At 46.1% G+C, this 18484-nt stretch carries 20 protein-coding genes; 6 read left to right on the top strand and 14 right to left on the bottom strand.

The window, feature by feature from the left end:
- Window positions 1-83: 83 nt before the first annotated feature.
- The gene (locus tag ACUUHJ_RS03985) at window positions 84-1583 is read left to right on the top strand and encodes an IMP dehydrogenase (RefSeq protein WP_289676090.1); all 1500 of its coding nucleotides are present in this window, start codon (window positions 84-86) and stop codon (window positions 1581-1583) included.
- 46 nt (window positions 1584-1629) lie between these two features.
- Here ACUUHJ_RS03985 and ACUUHJ_RS03980 read toward each other — a convergent pair whose 3' ends face one another.
- The 14 genes from ACUUHJ_RS03980 to ACUUHJ_RS03915 all read right to left on the bottom strand — a co-directional run bounded on the left by ACUUHJ_RS03980 (window position 1630) and on the right by ACUUHJ_RS03915 (window position 12746).
- Window positions 1630-2721, bottom strand: coding sequence for a GerAB/ArcD/ProY family transporter (locus tag ACUUHJ_RS03980; protein ID WP_472298298.1), 1092 nt, complete (start codon window positions 2719-2721; stop codon window positions 1630-1632).
- Window positions 2722-2758: 37 nt separating this feature from the next.
- Window positions 2759-2992: a hypothetical protein gene (locus ACUUHJ_RS03975; RefSeq protein ID WP_087342276.1), complete on the bottom strand. Its 234-nt coding sequence runs from the start codon at window positions 2990-2992 to the stop codon at window positions 2759-2761.
- A 69-nt stretch (window positions 2993-3061) separates the two neighbouring features.
- Entirely contained in the window at window positions 3062-4264 is a 1203-nt protein-coding gene (locus ACUUHJ_RS03970; protein ID WP_472298297.1) for a Ger(x)C family spore germination protein, read from the bottom strand.
- A gap of 51 nt (window positions 4265-4315) precedes the next feature.
- Window positions 4316-5827: a spore germination protein gene (locus ACUUHJ_RS03965; protein WP_289676087.1), complete on the bottom strand. Its 1512-nt coding sequence runs from the start codon at window positions 5825-5827 to the stop codon at window positions 4316-4318.
- A 187-nt stretch (window positions 5828-6014) separates the two neighbouring features.
- Complete coding sequence (locus tag ACUUHJ_RS03960) at window positions 6015-7379, bottom strand: IS1182 family transposase (RefSeq protein WP_472298067.1); 1365 nt, start codon at window positions 7377-7379, stop codon at window positions 6015-6017.
- A 136-nt stretch (window positions 7380-7515) separates the two neighbouring features.
- Window positions 7516-8490, bottom strand: a complete 975-nt coding sequence (locus ACUUHJ_RS03955) for an aldo/keto reductase (RefSeq protein ID WP_289676086.1) — start codon at window positions 8488-8490, stop codon at window positions 7516-7518.
- Window positions 8491-8565: 75 nt separating this feature from the next.
- Window positions 8566-9372 carry a sigma-70 family RNA polymerase sigma factor gene (locus tag ACUUHJ_RS03950; RefSeq protein ID WP_472298296.1) on the bottom strand — a complete coding sequence of 269 codons (807 nt, stop codon included), beginning with the start codon at window positions 9370-9372 and terminating at the stop codon, window positions 8566-8568.
- A gap of 22 nt (window positions 9373-9394) precedes the next feature.
- Window positions 9395-9976: a lytic transglycosylase domain-containing protein gene (locus ACUUHJ_RS03945; RefSeq protein WP_472298295.1), complete on the bottom strand. Its 582-nt coding sequence runs from the start codon at window positions 9974-9976 to the stop codon at window positions 9395-9397.
- Complete coding sequence (locus tag ACUUHJ_RS03940) at window positions 9970-10545, bottom strand: dTMP kinase (RefSeq protein WP_289676083.1); 576 nt, start codon at window positions 10543-10545, stop codon at window positions 9970-9972. The genes ACUUHJ_RS03945 and ACUUHJ_RS03940 overlap by 7 nt, the downstream gene beginning before the upstream one ends.
- 4 nt (window positions 10546-10549) lie before the next feature.
- Window positions 10550-10969, bottom strand: coding sequence for a hypothetical protein (locus ACUUHJ_RS03935; protein ID WP_173626885.1), 420 nt, complete (start codon window positions 10967-10969; stop codon window positions 10550-10552).
- Between the two features lie 37 nt (window positions 10970-11006).
- Window positions 11007-11561, bottom strand: a complete 555-nt coding sequence (locus tag ACUUHJ_RS03930; RefSeq protein ID WP_472298294.1) for a sigma-70 family RNA polymerase sigma factor — start codon at window positions 11559-11561, stop codon at window positions 11007-11009.
- A 317-nt stretch (window positions 11562-11878) separates the two neighbouring features.
- The gene (locus tag ACUUHJ_RS03925) at window positions 11879-12046 is read right to left on the bottom strand and encodes a hypothetical protein (RefSeq protein WP_012684395.1); all 168 of its coding nucleotides are present in this window, start codon (window positions 12044-12046) and stop codon (window positions 11879-11881) included.
- 90 nt (window positions 12047-12136) lie between these two features.
- Window positions 12137-12397: a hypothetical protein gene (locus ACUUHJ_RS03920; protein WP_289676080.1), complete on the bottom strand. Its 261-nt coding sequence runs from the start codon at window positions 12395-12397 to the stop codon at window positions 12137-12139.
- A gap of 94 nt (window positions 12398-12491) precedes the next feature.
- Window positions 12492-12746 carry a hypothetical protein gene (locus tag ACUUHJ_RS03915; RefSeq protein WP_289676079.1) on the bottom strand — a complete coding sequence of 85 codons (255 nt, stop codon included), beginning with the start codon at window positions 12744-12746 and terminating at the stop codon, window positions 12492-12494.
- A 133-nt stretch (window positions 12747-12879) separates the two neighbouring features.
- On the opposite strand from ACUUHJ_RS03915, the gene ACUUHJ_RS03910 reads away from it, so the two are divergent.
- The 5 genes from ACUUHJ_RS03910 to ACUUHJ_RS03890 all read left to right on the top strand — a co-directional run bounded on the left by ACUUHJ_RS03910 (window position 12880) and on the right by ACUUHJ_RS03890 (window position 18484).
- The gene (locus tag ACUUHJ_RS03910) at window positions 12880-13311 is read left to right on the top strand and encodes a hypothetical protein (protein WP_472298293.1); all 432 of its coding nucleotides are present in this window, start codon (window positions 12880-12882) and stop codon (window positions 13309-13311) included.
- Between the two features lie 104 nt (window positions 13312-13415).
- On the top strand, window positions 13416-14267 hold the full coding sequence (locus tag ACUUHJ_RS03905) for a hypothetical protein (RefSeq protein ID WP_472298292.1): 852 nt from the start codon (window positions 13416-13418) through the stop codon (window positions 14265-14267).
- A gap of 169 nt (window positions 14268-14436) precedes the next feature.
- Complete coding sequence (locus tag ACUUHJ_RS03900) at window positions 14437-14841, top strand: hypothetical protein (protein ID WP_472298291.1); 405 nt, start codon at window positions 14437-14439, stop codon at window positions 14839-14841.
- Between the two features lie 98 nt (window positions 14842-14939).
- Complete coding sequence (locus ACUUHJ_RS03895; protein ID WP_238351880.1) at window positions 14940-15170, top strand: hypothetical protein; 231 nt, start codon at window positions 14940-14942, stop codon at window positions 15168-15170.
- Between the two features lie 59 nt (window positions 15171-15229).
- Window positions 15230-18484: a hypothetical protein gene (locus ACUUHJ_RS03890; RefSeq protein ID WP_472298290.1), complete on the top strand. Its 3255-nt coding sequence runs from the start codon at window positions 15230-15232 to the stop codon at window positions 18482-18484.

The raw sequence follows: 18484 nt of genomic DNA, 5'->3' as shown, positions 1-18484 counted from the left end.
GTCGTACTTCACGGTTAACATGGTAAAAATTTCTCTATTAAAGAAGCAGTTCAAAAATCAATTTCACCTAGGAGGAGAGAATCGTGGCTTTTTATTACACAGAACCATCTCGGACGTTTAATGAGTTTTTGCTGTTGCCAAATCTCACCACAAAAGAATGCACACCGAACAATGTGGACTTATCCACTCCGATTACCAAGTTTAAAAAAGGTGAAAAGCCTGCCATCACACTAAACATACCGTTCTCATCCGCAGTCATGCAAGCAGTTTCCGACCATCATATGGCGGTCGCATTGGCTAGATGTGGCGGTATTTCGTTTATTTTTGGCTCCCAGTCCATCGAGAGCCAAGCAACCATGGTTCGCAAAGCAAAAGGCTACAAGGCTGGTTTCGTCGTGAGCCGATCCAATCTGACGCCAAGCCATACGCTGAAAGACATTTTGGAATTGAAAGAGGCGACAGGCCACTCCACCGTTGCCATTACGGAAGATGGTACGGCAAAAGGCAAGCTGCTCGGAATCGTAACGGGTCGCGATTATCGCATCAGCCGCGACTCTCAGGACAAACTCGTCAGCGACATCATGACTCCATTCTCGAAGCTGATCTATGGCAAATCCGGCATCACGCTCTCCGAAGCCAACGACCTGATCTGGGAGCACAAGCTCAACTGCTTGCCAATCGTAGATGAAAATCAAAATCTCGACTTCCTCGTTTTCCGCAAGGACTACGATTCCCGCAAAAACAATCCGCTGTCCCTTTTGGACGCGAACAAGAGCTATATCGTAGGTGCCGGTATCAATACAAAGGACTACAAGGAGCGCGTCCCTGCGTTGGTGGAAGCAGGCGTTGATATCCTGGTCATCGACTCCTCCGATGGCTTCAGCGAATGGCAGCGCGAGACGGTTCAATTTGTAAAAGAAAACTTCAATGTTCCGATTGGTGCAGGTAACGTCGTCGATAAGGAAGGCTTCCGCTATCTCGTGGAATCGGGCGCAGATTTCATTAAAGTAGGGATCGGCGGCGGCTCCATCTGCATCACCCGCGAGCAAAAAGGAATCGGACGCGGTCAAGCCTCTTCCCTCATTGAAGTGGCAGCAGCTCGCGACGAGTATTTCAAGGAAACAGGCATTTACGTTCCGCTCTGCTCTGACGGCGGAATCGTACACGACTACCACGTGACACTGGCTTTGGCTATGGGTGCAGACTTTGTCATGCTGGGACGTTACTTCGCTCGCTTCGACGAAAGCCCGACCAAAAAAGTGAAGATCGGCAACAACTTCGTGAAAGAATACTGGGGAGAAGGCTCCAACCGCGCTCGCAACTGGCAACGCTATGACACTGGCGGCAAAAGCAGTCTCGTCTTTGAAGAAGGCGTAGACTCCTACGTACCATACGCAGGAAGCCTGCGCGAGAACATAGACCGTACCTTGAGCAAAATCAAATCGACCATGTGCAATTGCGGGTCGCTCTCCATCTCAGAGCTTCAGCAAAAAGCGCGAATTACCGTCATTTCTGCTACCAGCTTGGTAGAAGGCGGCGCACATGACGTTATCTTGAAAGAAAGCAGCATGGCTGCTGAGTAAGACACTCGACGCGTAATCACAAGAAACCAGTCTGCAGCTCACAGGGCTAGCAAACTGGTTTTTTTCTTAAGGCCCCCACACTCAGCAAGAGAACGGGCAAGAACAAACCGTACGTCAAGGAATAAGGCATCCAAATTTCTGAAACGAAAGTATCAAAATAAGAGCGGTTAGGCATCGTCGCCAATGCCACCACAATCATGATCATTCCCAGTGGCAGTGTCAATTGGCGGTAATCTCGCAACCCCACTGTATACGCGATTCCACAGCTCGTCGCATAATAGCAAATAGTAATTTTGACAAAGAGCGTGATAAACCAGATAACGGCCATCATCACTTCTATTCGCTCCAAAAAATTGCCGATACTGATTTTTTGCGCAAGTGTGTAGCTTGGGTAGGCGAGTAGCACAGTAATATCGGCGCCTAAAACCAAGATTGCCACAGAAGTAATCAGCGTCAGGCAAAAATTCGCGAAAAGGATGCCCCAGATATAAGCTTTGGCAGCACTCGCTGGCCGTTTTACCAAGGGAAACATCACGATCAGAATGACCGTTTCCAGCAAATAACCCACGTATCGGAAGTTCCCCCCGATAACAGGAGCGATTCCATGCGCAACCACAGGCTTCAGATTTTCTATTTTGATCTGGGGGGAGATAAATGCGATCAAGACAAAAAAAAGCAACAGAAAATACGGAAACAACAGCTCACCCACCCGAGAAAAGGCTTCTGGTCCACTGCGGACCCCCATAATGATGATCACCAAAAAAAGGACAAGAATAATTTCAATGGGGGTCTCCTGCATAATCTGCGTCGTGACAAAATCGCCAATCTCCATCAGCATGAGCGAAGCATCGATGAAGAAGTAGCTGATGAACAAAACAGCCACCGCTTTCCCTATCCACTTTCCCAATATTTCCTCGCTGTACTGAAAGATAGACTTGTTCGGATACCGCATACTCAGCGAAACATACAGGTAGGTTAAAAGAAAGCCTTCCCCCCACCCCATGAAGGCGGAGATCCAGGCGTCCTGTTTGGCAGCGGTAGCCGTAAGGGATGGTACGTACAAAATCGCATCACCAATCCCGAAGAGTGCCACGAGTATCATAAATTGCCTTGCGCTAATATGACCGTTGTCTATCAATTCCTCTCGCTCCCCCGCCTCGCTGCTGCCGACTGCCTCATTCCACAGTTCCCAAAATGAAGTCGCTGAATGGTTTATAGACAAATGTGATCCAGTCCAACGGGTTGGGAATATTCGCCTTAAGCGATTCGGCTATCCCAAGTCCTGTCCCAACTACAAGCAAAATGAAGAAAACCAGCATTTCCTTTTTCATCGCGTTCCTTCTCAAATAAGGCACCTCAAAGAGGGCAATGAGTAGACTGATCAGCAAAATCAATATGATGGTCCACATGCTGTGCAGTGCACCTACTTTTTTTGCAGGATTACCTTTACCATTTCCATGGATGGAAAAAGTTATGCTCTACTCCTTTTTCATGAAAGGAATAAACGAATTGCCCACTTTTCCTGTCCGTCTGATCTTCACGTCTGTTTTGATTTTCACTTTCAGGTTGGGGAATTGAGAATCCCACTCCTCTTTTACCTTTTCCCACCCTTTGGGGTCATTTTTGTAGATCGACTTGCCAAATCCAAAAACATCCGATCGGTATTGCTTTTGCGCTTTATGGATGGCGCTTACGATTTTGCCTCGGATCTGCTTTTCTACGTCAGCTTCCAATTTGTAAATAGTTTTGGGATCGGACAAATCGTTGCTGCATGCTACCTCGCCCACATTGCCTTCTGCGGAAATGCTCACTTCCACTTGTGGTTTGCCTTTTTCCACCTTGCCTTTGACAGTTGTTTTGTTTCGGATGATCTCAATGACAATTTTATTGTTTTTGTCACAAGGAATTTCTTCTACTGTACTGTCCACCCTGTCTGTGATGTAACTGAATCCGATGCTTTCCTCTTCGTTAAACCATCCACGTAGCTTGTCTCCTTTGAAGACACCGATTTCGTGATACCTCAACAGCGATGACTGGCTTTCCTTTTGGGAATTACCCCCGGAAGTCCCCATATGTACCTTCCCTTTCGGATTAACGCCTACCAACACTGGCTCGATCCCGTCTCGTAGCAAATCCGCAATAAATTCATCCAATTGAATGGAGACAATCGATCCCCAGGCACTCTCTGCTGTTTCCAAGCTTTTATAGAGCTTCGTCGCCGGGATTTTTTCCAGTGGATCGATCATGCTGAGAATTTGTAGTGCTGTCGCGTCCTTGGCTAGAATGACATAAAAGTCAGGCCGGACCTCATGATCGCGAAATAACAAATCCAGCACTTCCTTTGCCCCTTCTTTTGCTATCTGCTCCCCTAAAACCAGTACCTGGATATGGGAAAAGTAAAGCCTTCTCGGGGTAACCGTTGTCATTTTACGGATTCCCTCAAAAATGCTGGATGCCCGCATGCTGTAAGTCGCAACAGATGATTGGTTCATTCCCCCTCCCTCTTTTGACGCTACCCCTCCCGGATTGACGATTTGGGTGGATATCACGTACTCTCCGTCAATCTTGTCGATACCTGTTCCCATGACGATCGCCAAATCATTCAATTCTCTACGATTCCAGCAGCCTGTCAACAAAACGAGAAGAGCAAGGGTCAGGAGGAACACCCCTTTACGTTTCATGCCGTTTCCACCTCAGTTCATCATTTTTCATCACCTCGGCACGATACTTCGCTATATTTTACTTTTTCGTTCTCTGACGCTGTTTTTCTGGCGCAAAAAATGGGGACGCGTATGCATCATCCAGATGGGAATCCGAAGCAGTGTATCCTTTTGATCGGCCAGATTCACAGGGGCCAGCGGAGCCATATATGGGACACCAAACGAGCGCAAGGTGCATAGGTGAATGCACAAGGCGATCATCCCCACAAATATGCCGATAAAACCAAAGCTGGCGGCAAGTGCTATCAAGCCGAACCGCAACAGTCGAATCGGAATGGACATGGAAAAGGAAGGGAAGACAAAGCTGGTAATTGCCGTAATGGAAACGACGATGACCGTAGCGGGTGAAACCAGTCCTGCCTGCACAGCCGCTTCCCCCAGCACAAGTGCTCCCACGATGGATATGGCTGATCCAACCGCCCTCGGCATGCGCACTCCTGCCTCTCGCAGCATTTCAAAGGTAAACTCCATCAACAGCGCCTCGACTGCAGCAGGGAATGGCACTCCTTCACGCTGCGCTGCTATGCTCATGAGCAGGTTCGTTTGCAACATTTCCTGATGAAAGGTGGTAATAGCAACATAAATGGATGGACCAAGCAGCGCGATAAAAAAAGAAATAAACCGCAAAATACGCAGGATCCCAAAATCTGCACGCATGTAATAGTCCTCTGGAGACTGGAAGAATTGGACAAAGACGGCTGGTACCAACAAAACAATTGGTGTACCGTCCACCAGAATGGCGACGCGCCCTTCCAGCAGCCCGGCTGCCACCGAGTCTGGACGCTCTGTATTGTAGATGGTTGGAAACGGCGTGAAGGTATGGTCCTGAATCATTTCTTCAATGTTCCCGCTCTCCAAAATACCGTCGATCTCAATCTTTCCCAGTCGCTCCTTTACTTCTGCCACTACGCTGTCCTGCACGACTCCTTTTATATACATCATGGCGACTTTGGTCTGTGTCATGTCCCCGATCTGCACGGTCTCCAACCAAAGATTGCGATTATTGATCCGCCTGCGCACCAAAGCCGTATTGGTTCGGAGGTTTTCCGAAAACGCTTCTCTGGAACCCCGAACCACCGTTTGCACGGAAGTCTCCTGAACACCACGATCTTCCCACTGCTTCGTATTTGCGATAAATCCGTTGGAATATCCATCTACCAAAATAACGGTATCCCCCGTCAATAGCGCATCATACAAATGGTCAAAGTCATAGACCTCTTCCACTCCACCAATCGTCAGCAGGAAATCCTTCATTAGTATCAATGATCTTTCTTCACACTCGGCTTCCGCCGGGATGTGCGCTTTTTTTGCATGGAGCATCAGAGACTCCATGAGGCTGCTAATCATATTTTTATCGACCAGACCCTCGGTGTACAAAATCCCTACCACAATCTGATCGACTGCTTCCAGACGTACTTGCCTCGTCACGAGATCCGTGCTGTTGCCCAGCTCTTTTTTCACCTTTTCCAGATTTTCTTCCAACGAGCAATGAAAAAGCGCAGATTGTTTTTTTGTATCCATCATTTCGAATCACTCTTTTTCCAGTTCGGGATATGTTTACTATCCCTCATGGCTGTGGGGTCTATGCTGAACGCAAAAAAGCCCCCTGTTCAGGGGCTGTTGACAAAAAGGGTTAGGGACCCAATGCCCTAACCCTTTTGCCGTTTTTTCACTTATACGTCGTCGGATTGTTTTGTTTCGTAACCTGTGATTAGTTTGCTTTTATCATTCGTTTAATGTTAATTGCCATTGCAGAAAAGAGGCAGTGTTCGGATACATTTCGAATGCCTCTTTTGTATGTTTCTTTTAAGTTATGCTGCCTTTTCATTGTACCGAAGGTACCCTCGCACCATATTCTTCTTTGCCTTTGGATAACACTGTACTCTTGGCTTTGCTTCCTTGCTTGGTTGCGTTCTTTAGCCTCTTGGAATAATGGTCTTTCTATTGTTTTGCGAGATGCGGTTTGTCCAAAACATTGTTGGCGTAACTCACAGGACTTACAGTCCTTTGTTTGGGCAGCATAAATTTTGCTATAACTTTGTTTCCAACTGTGCCACTTAACATGAGTAAATTGAAGTGCCTTGCCATTCGAGCAATAATAGGCATCGTTCATTTCATCAAATGTAAATTGTACTGACCTTTCGGTCTGATCAATAACACCTTTTATCGGAGAGATATAACCGGTTATCTTTAAATTTTCTAATTCATGGTGTACTCCAGAGCGATCATACCCTTTATCTGCGCCTACTTTGCCAATATGTAAACCAAATTTCTCTTTTTGTATCTGTAATCGCTTTATAAATGGTTCGTGGTCATTCACATTAGCAGCCGTAACGTGTATATCAGTTATGATTCCATGCTTAACGTCCACACTGGTATGCGCTAAATAGTGAAATCCCTTGGGTTTATTAGGACGGTTCAATAAACCTGACTCCGGGTCTGTTGTGCTCTGTTTTACTTCCTTCTCAGGAGGAGAGGTTTTAGGTTTTCTTCCTCGTTTTTTCCTAGTGGGATCGTTATCTCTGTCTTTTTTAATTCTCCGTGCTTCCTTTTCTAGCTCTTCAAGGTACTCAGTAGGCTTTTTCTCCACTAAAACTTTTTCTGACCTATTAATCGATGCATTCGCTTTGATGTGAGTAGAATCAACAACAATTATTTCCCCAGTAACTAAACCAGTTCGAATACATTCCGAGACGATGTGATCGAAGATCTCCTGAAAAATATGGCTTTCTTTAAATCTACGACGGCGGTTCTGGCTCAGTGTGGAATGATCGGGAACAGTGTCAGTTAAGTCCAATCCTAAAAACCATCGATAGGCCAAATTCACTTGGATTTCTTGTTCCAACTTCCTTTCGGAAGGGATGCCATAAAGATACCCGATAAGGATCATTTTCATTAACAAAACTGGATCAACTGAGCGACGACCTACAGGCGAGTATAAGTGTTGCACTTTCTCATAGATAAAAGAAAAATCAATCTTATTACGAACAACACGTAAAAAATGATTCTCGGGTACAAGATCATCCAAATTTAAGAACATAAACTGGTGCTGTTTGTCTCCATCGATTCCCATCATGAGATAGCCCTCCAAAATAAAAAGAACCGTATAGAAATGATTTCTACACGATTCCCAGAAACCCCTATCTCTACGGCAATTTGTCAACAGCCCCGTTCAAGGAGGCTTTGGGACTGAACATGTTAAGTCATCATTGTTACGGCAAACGATATACGGCAAATGGTTCCCCATTTCGATACGTATCGCTCAATCGGTCCAGCTCTGCCAAGGTCGCTTCATCCAACGCCAACGCTGCACTTTGCAAATTATCCGTAAGCTGCCCTACACTGGTTGCGCCCACGATCACCGAAGAGACAGCCGGCTTGTGCATGAGCCAAGCCAAAGACAGCACACTAGAGGATACACCTAGCTCCGCCGCTATCCGACTGATTTTACGTCCAAACTCCAGCTTGTCTTCACTTAACAACCGGACGAAACGCGGCTCCTTGTCCGCCCGCGAACCAGCCGGAGCCTGTTCTGCGGAGGTATATTTGCCTGTTAAAATTCCGCCAGCAAGCGGGAAGTACGGAATGATCCCCACCCCCTGATCAAGACAAAGCGGTACGAGTTCACGCTCCGGTGTCCGATCTGCCAATGAGTAGCTCACCTGCGTCGATATGTATCTATTTAGCCCTTCCCGCTGACTGATGCCAATTGCCTTCATCAATTCCCAGGCCGCATAGTTGGAAGCCCCGATGTAACGCACTTTCCCGGATCGAACCATGTCATCTAGTGCGCGGAGTGTTTCTTCCAAAGGCGTCTCTGGATCAAACGTATGAATTTGATATAAGTCCACATAATCGGTGCGCAAACGCTTCAAGCTGTTCTCAAGCTCCAGCATCAGGTGGTATCGCGATGAGCCTCTCTGATTTGGTCCTTCGCCTTTTACCAAACCAGCCTTGGTCGCCAAAACGACCTCGTGCCGTTTCCCTTCAAGCGCCAGCCCAATGATTCGCTCCGATTCTGTTTGCGTGTAAATATTTGCCGTATCAATAAAGGTAATCCCGTTTTCGATTGCGGTATGAATGATGTTTATTGACGTTTGCTCATCCGCACGCCCTCCGAATGAGTTCGTACCTAATCCCAATGCCGATACCTTCAATCCACTGCCACCGAGTCGGTAGTATTTCATATTGTGATCGACCTCTTTTCATAATAGGAGTGCTCCTCTATTATCTCCTATTTGGGTGGGGATTGAAAAATAAGATTAGGAAAGCTTGTTTTTCGAAATATTCTGTATTTTTTTCATAGTTCTTGATACACACATTTGGGATACATTTAAAAATTCTGCGGTTTGTGTCTGATTGTAGCCTGCCATCCTTAGTTGCAGGACTTGCCACTCTTTTAATGAAATTTGATTTTGCAGTTGCGCAAGCAAAGCAGTAACATATAGCTTGTCCAGCACGTACTCTTCGACGTCTCGTCCTTCGTCCTTCAAGACATCCATAGCGGTGGCAGCTTCATGGCTAGAAGCGGATGCCTTCAAAAATGGCTCTTGTAAATACTTCACAGGTCTCCCGACATCCAGCGCTTTTTTGATCTGTTCTACATTTTCACCCAATAATTGGGACAATTCTTCTATAGTAGGGAGATATCCCAAGTCTGCTTCGATTTTACTGATGTGATGGAGAATCGTTGTTGCCGTTCTAGTCGGCCGTACAATATTTCCGCTATCTCGCAAAAAACAGTTGATCTCCCTCACAATCGTTATGACTGCAAAGGACGAAAACTTCACGCCTCTTGCTATATCAAAGGCTTTGATTGCCTTGATGATTCCCATTCTCCCCAATTGCAAAATATCCGCTTTTTCCAAACAATATTGCCTCACTAATGTCTCCGGCTTTCCGATATATTTGTGCACAGAATGCCAAATGAGCTCTTCATTTGCGAGTATAACTTCACCTAGATACTCACTGTCTTCCTTGCAGCGGCGAATATTCTCCATGTTATACAAGGAGTATTGTTCTTTTTTCTTGCCCAATCTCTGATTTACGAACACAGCATGCTCACTCATAATACCTCCTCCCAGCCTATCTTTATGGTTCTCTTAATAAGCCGCTCATTTTTTTGTAGTGGGCCATGACTTTTGTATAGTAGCCATCGTGATAACGATTTCGGTCGACATTTCCCTCGCCTTGGTTATAGGCGATGATACTTAAACGAAGGTTTCCATATTTCTTTTGCAAGAGATCTACATACTTGATACCCGTTTGTAGATTGATCACGGGATCAAATAGGTCATCAGGGTGAACTCCCAGCCAGCTTCCTGTGCGCGGCATGATTTGTAATAATCCTCTTGCCCCCTTGCCGGAGATCGCGTCGTGCTGAAAACGGCTTTCCTGCCAGATCATCGCCATGATCAAGACCGGATCTATTTCGTATTGCTTGGATAATCTAAAAATCGTTTCTGTATAAAGCTCGACTGTAGCTCTATCAAGTCTCGGTGCAACCTGTGTGATTACGTTGGAAAGCTCCTTTTTTCTATGCCACTGCCTATCTATGTCCCCGGCCAGCTTCACCACAGGATGAACTTCCGACAGTCCCTTTTCTACGACTGGCAGTACAGCATTTGCGGGAATGAACACTGCGGCAACAATGCCGATGAACTTTGTTAGCACGTAACTCGCTTTTTCAGATGTAGCTGATGGACTGCTTGCAAAATGTTTTTCTGCATTCTTTCCACGCCGATTGCCGTATCCAGTGTATGTACCGATCGGCGCGAAGCATGGGCAAGGGAAAGATAGGCTTCCTGCACCTTTAGCAGCATGGCATGATTCGCATCTACTTCGGTTCGCAGAAAAAAGGTCACATCGGGTCGCTTCGTCAAATCACTCATCGTGGCATACCAGGAAAGGGGAGTATCTTTTATATAGAAGTAGTAGTAATTGGACAGTTCATAATGATCAATGATGATAAAATCAACGTTCTCCTTCGAAAGCCTCGCCATTTCTCGCTGATAGTCCAGAAAGTCCGCTTCAAAAAGCTTTCCTACCGCTTTCTCATCCAGCTCAATTTCGCAGCGAAGCCACATGCCAATGACTGCTCCGATCGGGGTATCTAAACGCGGAAATGACACTCTTTTCACTTTATATCCGAGGCATCTCAAATTTTCTTCCAGCAACGCCGCTTGGGCTTCCTTCGCATTGGCGTCAATTCCTTCGAAAGCGACAATCGTGGGCTGTCTCATGGCACTACTCCGTCTCCTCATTTGTCGAGATTTCCTCTGCTGCTTCACGAAGCTTCTTCTCTGCTTCAAGCTCAGCAGCCTGAGTAGCCAGATGATCTGCTAGCATTTGCTCGAATTCTTCCTTTGTGATCTCAAAAATCTCGGAGTCGAGTGGGTTTACCGTGTATCCCATACCGTCGGTCAGTAAAAAGTTTGTGTAGGTCAACGGCTCCTCACGAAACTCCTGCTTTTCGTAATCGAAAGCAATGACTGCTTTTTCAATGCCCGCTACGCAACCGCCGAACCAGATATTTACCTCTTCTTCTCCGCCTTCTGCTGTAGGTGTTGTATGCATATTGGTCGGAACGTGTACATATTTTCCAATGACCTGATGGGAGAGCTCCTCAGTTAATTCCTCATTCATCTTTTTCAACAAAACTGCCATGCTGGATCATTCCTTTTCATCGATTATTTGTGTATGTCTACAGCTCACCGTACTGCTTCAAAATTGCCTTGATGATTTGACACACTCTTTCCTTGCTGATATTGAATCTCTGGCCAATTTCCTCATGGTAATAGCCTTCACTTCTCATCTGGAGAATCAGCTTGTCTCGCGTGGACAGCTTCATATACTCCATGATGTCGAGCATCATCTCTACTTCCTCATATCGAAACTCCTCACTCGGAGCGGCAATACGGCTGATCATCGATTCCTCTTCATTCTCATCTCCGCTAGAGACTAGAACTGCATTACTGTTTGTCAGGTTTTTTTGCGTGCCGGCTTTTCGCAAGCAGTCGCGAATTTTATTCGTAATCACATGATCGACAAAGGTAGTCACTCTGGCTTTTTCCTGATCGTAATCCTTCATCGTGCGATACACCTTTAAGAGAACCTCCTGGACGACATCATCATGAGTCATTCCAGCAAACGTCATCCCTGTCAGCTTGGCTTCACAGTTTTCCTTGGCCTTCTGTAAAAAATCCTCGACTTTCCCTGCGAAAAATAACTCGTCCATTTGGTGAAGTTGATCTGTCATGAACTTCATCCCCTCCTCATGCTCCTATTCATAGTTGCTCTATCACACTAGGTAATGGGAGGAGGGTTTTAGCAACCAACTTTCAAATTTTTTTCGGGCAAGTTTGCAAGGTACCAGCCGTGAATACTTTTCCATTCAAAATTTTCCAGGAGGCACACTGACGCTTGATGTACCATTGGCAATCGCGGCAAATGTCATGAACCACACAACGACAAGTCATGGGCACGACATCCTGTTCCTTTGCTGACATCAAGATGTCGTTGACTGTCATTTTCTTTTGGCAGGCTTTTTCATAATCACATCCCTGACAGGCCATGCTACTCACCGATCCTGACAATCCCAATTCCTTTTAGGGACGCAGGATTCACTTGAACATGCTCGCGAAAGAACTCTTCCAAAACGGCTATGGGGGTGTCTTGGGTCGATGTATATTTCATGACCTGCACCTGCTCTCCATCTGCCGAAAAACTAATCTGATAGTACATGGTTTCTCCCCTCCTTTTGCTTCTTGTCGAATCTATACGAAGCGCTTTGAGATGAATTAAGCGGAATTTAAAAACAAAAAAACCAGCCGTTTATTCCAGCTGGTCCTCTACATATAATTCCTCTATCATTTCCTCTGTGATATTCATCTTCCCAAATTCCTGACAAACTTTTTGAAGTCCAAGCAGCAAGGAATCATTTTCTGTGAAAACCTCGTTCAGATCCATTCCCAACATGCCAAGCGCGTCACTGAGCTCCTCCCAGCCTTCGCGATCGATGTCCTCTCCTAGTAGAAATTCAGCTAATGCAGCAACAATTACGACATACAATACAGCTTTTTTGGAATCTCTCATTCTTATCCCCTCCATTCTTATTCGTTGGAAATAGAATAGACAGTTTCGAATGAGTTTTCTCCCTTTCAAAAGAAAAAGCCCGCTGTGGACGGGCTTACTTTACATCTGCAATGATTTTTTGAATCAAACTTTCATCAATCAAATGGCTGGCTACTGTCAGGGCCTTTGCCATCCGCTCCTTATCTCCATCAAAAACCTCGTGGATAATGTGACGCACACTTTCTTCATTCAGCATGAAGTTCTTGGCCATCGCCATAATCCCAACAACGGCTTCATGATCTTCGAGCCCCTTCGCAGAAACTTTTTCCTTCGTTTGTTGAATGATGATTTGTATTCCATCACTTCGCAATGTTATGACCTCCTGGCTTCTATACGACCAATTATGTATTCCAAGGGAGACTTCTTCCCCTTCTGTCTAACCTATGAACGTAGAAGGAGCAAATATTGTTCCAAAATTCCCTAGTAAAGGGGGTGAATCATTCATGGTTGTCGACCTCTATTACCATCTCTATGAATTACTTTCTACGGATAGCCAGTTGCTCGCATTACTCGGAATTGCTCCAGAAGACAAGGACTCCCTATCCAAGCAGATTATCAAGCGAAGAAAACTCGCTCCGCTATCTGATGTTGCGAAGCCTCTCCTTTCCTTCTACGCAACCTCCGGAAAGCGCGACACCGATAATCCACTCCTTCTCACCAGCTTTTTCCGATTAGATGTGATCACGCCTAGCGATATCGAGCTGGCGCATCAAATCGCGAACCACCTTTTCCATCTCTTAGACGGCAAAAGCTTATCGATGAATGGAATAGAAGGATTAGACATGTATGTTGTCTCCCAGCAGGAATCCGATACGGGTCATTCCTCTGCGTACTGCTTCACACTGGTCACGAAGTTTACTTTGCAAGTTTGTTAGACATTTCAAAACACCGTCTATCCTATGACAAGCTGATCGCGATTCCCTTTTCACACGATTCAGCAACAGCACACAAATCCCCTATCTAGAAGGAGTGACTTTCATTGTCTAAAAAAATGATTATCAAAGGTGTCGGTCAATTTCTTGCCAAACGCGCTTCCAAGGATGGAAATGGCGTCGAAGTCATTACGCTTGGTAATATGCAGGACCTGAAAATTGACATGAATGTTGAAATGGAGGATATCTTTGGCGGCGATGGACTCTTCGCCATTGACACTCTCGTTAAATCGAAAAGCATTGAGATTACCGCAACGGATGCCAAATTTGATTTGGCGGCTCTCGAACTGATGATGGGCTCCAAGCTGCAAGAGCAAAAGAGCGACTATGTATATGTACTGGGTGAACAAAAAGCAGTCACTGCTGGCAGCCTGAATCGAACAGCATCCACTGGCGACGCTGGTGTATGTGAAGTCGAGTTTGGCGACAAGCTCTTCAACGGTGGCGGATTTGCTGTTCGTCTAAAAAATAGCAATCGCCTTTTGAAACAAGTGAAGTTGAGCACGTCTGCTGCACCACAAGCTGATGAGTTCATGGTGGATACTTTCAATGACGGCAGCGATACAAAAACTCGTTTGATCTTCTCTCCTGCCCTGCTCAATGAAGATGTGGTCTTCAACTATCAGCGAATCGAAAAGGTAGACGTGGTCGACATTTTGATGGATGAAGTGCCATTCCCGGTTCATGTCGTCCATCACGGCTCCTTCCTGCAAAAGGACGGAACCTATGCAGGCATTGAAACAGAGCTGTTCTCCTGCATGGCAAAAGGCAGCTTCTCGATCGATGCGGCACGCTCCACAGCCAGCACTTCCGCTATTTCTTTGTCCGTTATTGATCCAGAGCGAGCAGATGGCAAGCTAGGCAGTGTGAAACGCTTCGTGTCTAACAAAAAAGTGTAACTCTTTCGAGGGTAATCAGGCTGAGTGGAGAGCTCCGTGCTCTTCGCTCTTGCCTTGTATTTTTTCAAAGGGAATAACTTACAACGAATCATAGCGAACGACAACGCATTTTAGCAAGTAGATATATTTAACAAATACAATCTAGCATTGTTCTAGGAGGGATTCTTCCGTGCTAAACCACCAAGAAGATTTGGAAAAAAAACACGCAGAGATGATGAACCAAGAAGCTGTAGAGCGGATTAAAAAACAGCAGGAGGCTGATCTGGTAGAGGCTATTTTCTTTGAAGATGATAGTGAAGTCATGCTGCGTGACGGCAAAACCTACCGGATTCCGCCTGTGACCTTAAAAGACGCACGCATCCTGATGAAAAAGCTAGGAACCGTTCATATCGACGCGATTATCCTTAATTTTCTCCCGTACGAAAACAAGGAAGAAGATTTATTCGATATCCTGCTTCTTGGCTTTCGCAACCACCCTACGGTTACTCGTGAGTACTTGGATGAACATTGTGATTTGGAGACGGCCAAAAAGCTTATTAACATTCTCATTGGTCTAAACGGCTTAAAAAAGTAGAGAGTGGCGAGGGTGACAGTTCCGCCATTCGCGATACGGAATCTGGTGAGCCACTTGATTGGGGCGATCTATTTTTTCATCTCCATAAGGACTGTGGTTTGAAAAAATGGGATATTTGGGAGTACACCCTTCCCCAAGTAGCAGAATTAATGAAGAGAGTAAACAAATACATTCAATTTGAGGTAGAGACACGCATGGGTTTTCCTTTTATGAGAAGAAAGGGTACGAATTCTGCTGCCAGTTCTCCCCATGCATCTAATTCGCAAGACTATCAGGAAATTTCCGAAGACGATATTGCCGTACTTGGCAAAGTGTTAGGTGGTCTATAACCCGTTTCTGTCTATTCTAAGACCAGAACGGGATTTTTCTTTTGAGGAAGGTGATATTCATGGAAACTCAACGTTTGACCGATGCCCTCCGCTCTATAACGAATGCTGCACGGAGTTCTGTAGAGCAGTCGGCATCCCCATTTCGAGCCGAGCAAGCTATCCCATTTTTTCAAGCAATGAATCCGCAACTGTATGAATTACGCCAGATGATACGCGACGTCGAGTCGAAGCCACTCAGCTTTTCCCGTAAGTACGAGTCTCAGCCAGTTTCCCAGGCTGCTCCTGCTTCCCGGCTGTCCGTGAGTACAGGAGCCATTTCCCCGTTCCGGTTTGCTACTGTCCCTAATGCTCCCGTTAAAAGAACAGAAAAGTCCTACGGCAAAAGAAGCACCCTTTACCCACAAGCATGGGAAGAGGCTGCCGTAGATGTGTTGCAAAACATGATGAGCAACGGCCTTCATACGCTTATCGCCTCGATGGATAGCGAAAATTGGGAGTCAGCGAAATCTTTGAACCGCCTGATAAAAAGAGCAGAGCGCAATTTTTTGTTCAAGGATACAAACATGATGGATTTGGCTCAGGCACGCGTTTCAGGACGCACGACGAATCAAAAACAAGTGGAAGAAGAAGCATATAGCTTGCGCGAATACTTGCGATCAGGAGTCAAACAAGACCTGCGGGAAATCGCGCTAACACATGCCGTCAGCCTTGAAGAAGTAACCAGAGCCTACTATACGTCTTCTCGCCGATCAAATGACCCGCATGTAGCGGTAGCCAATATTCGGGAGAAGGCAGCCATGTTACCAAATGACCCTCTTGCTCCCCAAACCCGGATGCAAACCATCTGGCAGGCAGCCTCCCTTGAAGCATTCGATATTTTTAAAAATCAGCCCCGTAGCTTTCCCACGCTTTTGTTACACCTGCTTCAGCGCATGAGGGAAAGTCAGAGCCAATTATCGCTCGCTGTTCGTCTGTTGAAAAATACTGCGGATCAATACGGAGGAAAAGCCGCCTACGTCAAAGCCCGGCGCAATCTTCATGAAGGAAGTGAGCAGCGAAGAAAAGAGCGTGTTACCGCACTGCTTGGTCAATCCTCTTCTCCCTTTACACAAGAAGCGCTGGAGATCCAGTCCTGGCAATTGCAAAATCTGTCTTCCTATCAGGCAGCCCGCACTCGATTGATTCGCAACAGGCTCGAGCAGAAAAAGGTCCAAGAGCTGTATCCGCACAATGACAGATTGTTAAAAGCACTGATTGCAGAAGAGAAAAAGCTGCTGAAACAGTTGCATCTTCTCTGGCTGAAGATGCGCGATGTAGAGCGTCAGGCACATTTGCTCGCCAGCCGAATTCATTTGACCCAGCGGGCATTCGGTGGTTTGCAAAACACGATTACCACCTTGATTCCTGCCGTCACCTCGCTGGACGAGAGACTGCGTGCTCTCTCTGATACGTCCGTTGCTACTGATGAGCAAATCAAGAACATGACCAGTGACTTAAAGCAGCAGGAAAAACAGCTCCAGAAAACACGGGAAGCCTTGAAGGAATTGACAGAAGCACTGTCCACGGCTGTACCCAAACCTCCGAGTGCCACAGCGGGTCCTCAGGCTGCTCCCTCAGCTCCCGCCGCCAGCAGTTCATCCTCTACCGCAAGCAAACTCCCCCCTGTTGCTGCAGCTCTCCTATTTGAGGAGTTCTCAGGTGATCTCAAGACGAAGATAAAGGAAAAGCTCAAAAAGAAGGAGGACAAGAAAGAATCGGACGATACGGAGGACGATACGGATGAGTCAAGCTCCACGCAGGATATCCCACCGAGAGGGAGCGCAGACAGAGATCCAACGCCTTCCGATAATGATCCAGGCCCAAGGGTACCACTATGGCGAAAAGGATTAAAAGCCGCCGGGAACTTGTTAAAAGGTGTTGCTCTCGCACGCGTTGCCATGACAGCGGCAGAATTTTTGGATGGCTTAAACACAGATTGGGTGCAACCTATGTTTATGTCCGATACCCAGCGGCAAAGCAGAGTGTTGGAAAATCAAAAAGGCCTCGTGGACAAAATCACGAGTATTGACAAAATGCCTCCTGGTTTAAAGCATCTTTTTTTTGTAGATACCGCCATTACAGGTATTAAAGATAGTTTGATCAACTTACTGGGTGGCACTACTCCTTCATTTAGCGATTACTATAACGCTTACGAAGCTGCTTACAAATATGATGGCAAAGACCTCAAAGAAGAGTTAAATAAAACCTTCCAGCCAGACAGCAAGGAAGCTGACCTCGAACTCGAAAAACTCAAAGCAAAATATAAAAAAGACGATGAAAAAGAAAAGTACTCTCGGTTTATTGATATTGATGGAGACGGCTCCAAGCTGAACAATAGCGCCGTTCCTTCATGGGATGAAGTCAAATCACTCGACCTTGGCAAGGAAGTGGTTGGCTATCATCTGGAAAAACTCGACTATAATGACGGAATTCTTACAGCCAATTACGAATTAGAAAAGAGCAAACTTTTGTCCGAGGGCAAAACAGAAGATTCCCAAGAAATGCAAGACTTATTTGCAAGGTACCAAGATGGTAAAAGAGCAAATAACAGAACAGCTCGGTTTTTTCTGGAAGGCCTCATAAAGAATATTCCTGACAATAGCGACGCCAAACAAGTAGGACAATTTACACTTGCGGGCTTAGACGCTTCTTATGAACAAATTAACCTCGATAAAATCAACCATATCGCCGGCACCAAAATTAAATCTGCGATGAGCAAAGTGAGCTCTGACCTGGCAAATAAAGAGCATCAGTATTACATTGACCGAAGTGAAGCACTCTTAGCTGGCCACAGTCCCAATTCTGAGTTCATGAAGAAACTCGAGGAAAAATATTCACGCAGTACGATTGAGTCGTTAGATGCAGGGAATTCTGACATGGATCGTCTTTTGGCCGAGTACCAAAACAACGAAACATATAAGAAAAGCATCGAGGACTTTAAAAAAGGCCTCGAGAAAGCCAAATACGACAATCTCGTATCTCTGCACATGTCCAAGCAGCCCACCAAAGGAACCTTCAACATGCCCGACGGCTTACAGCCACTGACCTACTGGGGCATGCAAACGGCCAATGGAACACATAGCACCTACGACTTTACCTATGGCGGCGACAGCAATGTGAACATTACCATCGCCAACATGAGCGGAACGGAGGCTGACCTCCAACGCCTCGGCTCGACCGTCAGCGAAGCCGTTCGTAATACACAAGCAAGCCTTTCCACCGAATTGAGCCAACAAGTCCGCTCTGGAATCGCCACGAGCTACACGAGATTGTAA

Source organism: Brevibacillus schisleri (genome assembly GCF_055685845.1).
Note: the sequence above shows the minus strand (reverse complement) of the source record. Positions and strands in the feature narration are given on the sequence as shown.

Excerpts from the sequence above, each read along its gene's own strand:
- ACUUHJ_RS03975 (WP_087342276.1), bottom strand. The coding sequence starts at position 2,992 with ATGTGGACCATCATATTGATTTTGCTGATCAGTCTACTCATTGCCCTC.
- ACUUHJ_RS03970 (WP_472298297.1), bottom strand. The coding sequence starts at position 4,264 with ATGAAACGTAAAGGGGTGTTCCTCCTGACCCTTGCTCTTCTCGTTTTG.
- ACUUHJ_RS03965 (WP_289676087.1), bottom strand. The coding sequence starts at position 5,827 with ATGATGGATACAAAAAAACAATCTGCGCTTTTTCATTGCTCGTTGGAA.
- ACUUHJ_RS03960 (WP_472298067.1), bottom strand. The coding sequence starts at position 7,379 with ATGATGGGAATCGATGGAGACAAACAGCACCAGTTTATGTTCTTAAAT.
- ACUUHJ_RS03955 (WP_289676086.1), bottom strand. The coding sequence starts at position 8,490 with ATGAAATACTACCGACTCGGTGGCAGTGGATTGAAGGTATCGGCATTG.
- ACUUHJ_RS03950 (WP_472298296.1), bottom strand. The coding sequence starts at position 9,372 with ATGAGTGAGCATGCTGTGTTCGTAAATCAGAGATTGGGCAAGAAAAAA.
- ACUUHJ_RS03940 (WP_289676083.1), bottom strand. The coding sequence starts at position 10,545 with ATGAGACAGCCCACGATTGTCGCTTTCGAAGGAATTGACGCCAATGCG.
- ACUUHJ_RS03935 (WP_173626885.1), bottom strand. The coding sequence starts at position 10,969 with ATGGCAGTTTTGTTGAAAAAGATGAATGAGGAATTAACTGAGGAGCTC.
- ACUUHJ_RS03930 (WP_472298294.1), bottom strand. The coding sequence starts at position 11,561 with ATGACAGATCAACTTCACCAAATGGACGAGTTATTTTTCGCAGGGAAA.
- ACUUHJ_RS03925 (WP_012684395.1), bottom strand. The coding sequence starts at position 12,046 with ATGTACTATCAGATTAGTTTTTCGGCAGATGGAGAGCAGGTGCAGGTC.
- ACUUHJ_RS03920 (WP_289676080.1), bottom strand. The coding sequence starts at position 12,397 with ATGAGAGATTCCAAAAAAGCTGTATTGTATGTCGTAATTGTTGCTGCA.
- ACUUHJ_RS03910 (WP_472298293.1), top strand. The coding sequence starts at position 12,880 with ATGGTTGTCGACCTCTATTACCATCTCTATGAATTACTTTCTACGGAT.
- ACUUHJ_RS03890 (WP_472298290.1), top strand. The coding sequence starts at position 15,230 with ATGGAAACTCAACGTTTGACCGATGCCCTCCGCTCTATAACGAATGCT.